Raw genomic sequence first — 3,885 nt, forward strand, 5'->3', positions numbered from 1 at the left:
GCCCTGGGCCTGGCCACACAGATCGGGCTGGAAGGCCTGAGCATAGGCGCGCTGGCTGAGGTCATGCGCATGAGCAAGTCGGGCGTGTTCGCCCATTTTGGCTCGCGCGAAGAGCTGCAGATCTCCGTCATCCGTGAATACCACGTGCGCTTTGAAGAAGAGGTTTTCTTCCCTGCCCTGCAGCAGCCGCGCGGCTTGCCTCGTCTGGCGGCGCTGTTTCATAACTGGATGAAACGCACCTCGCTTGAAATCGATTCGGGCTGCCTGTACATCAGCGGCGCCGTTGAATTTGACGACAGGCCCGGACCGGTGCGCGACGCGCTGGCGGGTTCGGTGCGCACCTGGCTGGCGGCCATGTACCGCGCCGTGGTGCAGGCCAAAGAGGYCGGTCACCTGCATGCTGACGCTGACGAGCACCAGATGGCGTTTGAAATCCACGGCCTGATCCTGGCGCTGCATTACGAAGCCCGCTTTCTCAAGACACCGGGTTCCATGGACCGCGCCAATACCGGCTTTGCCAACATTCTGGCGCGCTATGGCAGCGACGCCCCCCTTTCCACCTTGCCGAAGAAAGCTTCCGGCAAGGCTTCCCCTTCCAAACCAGTTTAAGCAAAAGGAATCCACCATGCCCCAGTACAGCCCGCCCCTGCGCGACATGCAATTCGTCATGCACGAGGTGCTCAAGGTCACCGATGAATTCAAGGCCATTCCCAAGCACGCGGACGTCGACGTCGACACCATCAACGCGGTACTCGAAGAAGCCGGCAAATTCGCCGCCGAGGTGACCTTTCCGCTGAACATCAGCGGCGACGAAGAGGGCTGCAAGCTCGACAAGACCACGCACGAAGTCACGCCGCCCAAGGGCTTCAAGGAAGCCTACGCGCAGTACGTCGAAGGCGGCTGGGCCGCGCTGAGCTGCGACCCGGAATATGGCGGCCAAGGCCTGCCGTTTGTGCTGAACCAGTGCCTCTACGAAATGCTCAACTCGGCCAACCAGGCCTGGACCATGTACCCCGGCCTGTCGCACGGCGCGTATGAAGCCCTGCATGCCCACGGCACTGACGAGCAGAAAAAACTCTACCTGCCCAAGCTCACCAGCGGCGAATGGACAGGCACCATGTGCCTGACCGAGCCGCATTGCGGCACCGACCTGGGCCTGTTGCGCACCAAGGCCGAGCCGCAGCCTGACGGCACCTACYGCCTCACCGGCAACAAGATCTTCATCAGTGCCGGTGAACACGACATGGCCGCCAACATCGTGCACCTGGTGCTGGCCCGCCTGCCTGACGCACCCCAGGGCAGCAAAGGCATCAGTCTCTTCGCCGTGCCCAAGTTCAACATCGGCAAAGATGGCGCTCTTGGTTCGCGCAATGGCATTTACTGTGGCGGCCTGGAGCACAAGATGGGCATCCACGGCAACGCCACCGCGCAGATGGTGCTCGAAGACGCTGTCGGCACCATGGTGGGCGCGCCCAACAAGGGCCTGGCCGCGATGTTCGTCATGATGAACGCCGCCCGCCTGGGCGTGGGCAACCAGTCGCTGGGCCTGACCGAAGTAGCCTTCCAGAATGCACTGGCTTACGCCAAAGACCGCATCCAGATGCGTTCACTGTCCGGCGTCAAAGCCAAAGACAAACCGGCCGACCCGATCATCGTGCACCCTGACGTGCGCAAGATGCTGCTGACGGCCAAGGCCTATGCCGAGGGCGGCCGCGCGCTGGCGATTTACTGCACGCTGCTGCTCGACAAGGAACTGCACCACCCCGACGAAAAAGTGCGCAAGGATTCCGGCGAAATCGTCGCACTGCTCACGCCCATCGTCAAGGCCTTCCTGACCGACAACGGCCACATCTCCACCAACGCCTGCATGCAGGTCTTCGGCGGTCACGGCTTCATCAAAGAGTGGGGCATGGAACAGTTTGTGCGCGACAACCGCATCAACATGATTTACGAAGGCACCAACACCGTCCAGTCGCTGGACCTGCTGGGCCGCAAGGTGCTGGGCAACAACGGCGCGACGCTGAAGAAATTCGGCAAGGTGATTGGTGCGCTCATTGCCGAAGAAGGCGTCAACGAGAAGATGGCCGAGTTCATCAACCCGCTGGCTTACCTGGCTGACCAGATGACCAAGTTCACCACCGAGCTGGGCTTCAAGGGCTTCCAGAACCCCGACGAAGTGGGCGCCGCCGCCGTCGACTACCTGCGCGTGGCCGGCCACCTGGTGTTCGGCTACTTCTGGGCCCTGATGGCGCAAACCGCGCTGCGCGAAATCGCCGTCGGCAACACCGACAAGTTCTATGTGGCCAAGCTGCAAACTGCGCGCTTTTACTTCGCCAAGCTCTTCCCCGAAACCGCGACGCTGATGCGCACGGCACGCACGGGCAGCAAGTCGCTGATGGAGACCGACGAAGCGCTGGCCTGAGCTTTTTTCACAGATCAACGGGAGACACCATGAAAAGAAAATTGCTGATGATCGTTCTGGGCCTGGTTGCCATCCCGGCGCTGGCACAGAACACGCCGGTCGGTTTGTGGCGCGGCTTCGACGAAAAAACTGGCGACCCCAAAGTCGAAATCCGCATCGCTGAAGCCGGCGGTGTGCTCAACGGCAAAGTCGAAAAGCGCCTGTCTCCCGGCGTCAAACCTGACGACGTTTGCACCGAATGCTCGGATGACCGCAAGGACAAGCCCCGGCTGGGCCTTGAAATCATTCGTGGCGCCAAAAAATCGCCGGACAGCGACGTCTGGGAAGGCGGCAAGATCCTCGACCCGGACAACGGCAAGAGCTATTCGCTCAAGATGACCCCGATTGAAGGCGGCAAGAAGATGGAAGTCCGCGGCTCTATCGGGCCTTTTGGCCGCACCCAAACCTGGGTTCGGGTGCAATGAGCATGCAGAAAGTCAGGGCAAGCCATGGGTGAAGCGATTTCCCGCTTGCGGTCACTGCCTTTCGGTGCCGGTGGCAGCACTCCGCCGGCCGCGCGCCGCTGGTGGGGGCATCACCTGCTCAAGAAGCCGTTTTTCGGCCGCTTCATGAAACCCTGGCGCTGGCCCGCGGAAGTGCCGCAAGAAGGCTGGGAGCGGATACAGATTGCGAGCCGCAGCACGAGCCGGCTGGAGGCCATCGTCGCGCGCACGCCGTTTCCGGCGCGCGGCGTGGTGGTGTGCGCCCATCCCATGGGTTTTGCCTGCAAGGGTTTTTGGCTGCGCCACGGCCATGCCCAGGCGCTGCTCGATGCGGGCTTTCATGTGGTGGCTTTCGACTTCAACGGCTTTGGTGAAAGCCCGTCGACCAACTTCGATTACCCCGGTGACGTGATATCGGTGGGCTCCTGGGCACGTGGCGCTTTTGCCGGGCTGCCGGTGCATGCGCTGACGGCGTCTTTCGGCGCGATCAACACGCTGAGTGCGATTGACGAAGCGGATTTTCCTTACGACAAGGTGGTGGCTGAAGCTTGCGCGCCCTCGCTGCCCGATTTCTGGAAAGCTTATCCTTTTGCCCATGCCGTGCTCAACATCAGCCGGCGCATYAACCCGCAAGGCGAGTTGCGCCTGCGGCCCGTACACCACCTTGCCAACATGCGCGACGTGGACGTGCTGCTGATCCACAGCCGGGGCGACCGCTGGACGCCGGTGCATTTCGGCGATGCCTTGCAGCAGGCTGCTTCACGGCCTGAACGCATCCAGCGCCTGATCCTCGAACGCGCCGACCACACCCACGGCATGCGCGACGAGCCACAGCGCTACTGGAGCGCCGTGCTTGAATTTTTCAACCAGATTCCCTCAACCAGGTCTTAACCATGTCCCGATTCCAAGTCAAAAAAGTCGCCGTCCTCGGTGCCGGTGTCATGGGCGCGCAGATTGCCGCCCATCTGGTCAACGTCAAGG

At 61.9% G+C, this 3,885-nt stretch carries 4 protein-coding genes; all 4 read left to right on the plus strand.

The features are described from left to right. Positions 1-609 (plus strand): TetR/AcrR family transcriptional regulator (locus AC1D1X_RS17790; protein ID WP_477698786.1); only part of this gene is annotated, 609 nt, incomplete at its 5' end. 16 nt (positions 610-625) lie between these two features. Further along, positions 626-2,422 carry an acyl-CoA dehydrogenase C-terminal domain-containing protein gene (locus tag AC1D1X_RS17795; protein WP_477698787.1) on the plus strand — a complete coding sequence of 599 codons (1,797 nt, stop codon included), beginning with the start codon at positions 626-628 and terminating at the stop codon, positions 2,420-2,422. Positions 2,423-2,451: 29 nt separating this feature from the next. Next, the gene (locus AC1D1X_RS17800) at positions 2,452-2,886 is read left to right on the plus strand and encodes a DUF2147 domain-containing protein (RefSeq protein ID WP_477668472.1); all 435 of its coding nucleotides are present in this window, start codon (positions 2,452-2,454) and stop codon (positions 2,884-2,886) included. Between the two features lie 24 nt (positions 2,887-2,910). Continuing rightward, a complete protein-coding gene (locus AC1D1X_RS17805) occupies positions 2,911-3,795 on the plus strand; it encodes an alpha/beta hydrolase family protein (protein ID WP_477668471.1) in 885 nt (294 codons plus the stop codon). The last annotated feature ends 90 nt before the right edge of the window (positions 3,796-3,885 follow it).

The sequence above is a fragment of the Polaromonas sp. P1_G4 genome (assembly GCF_056405475.1).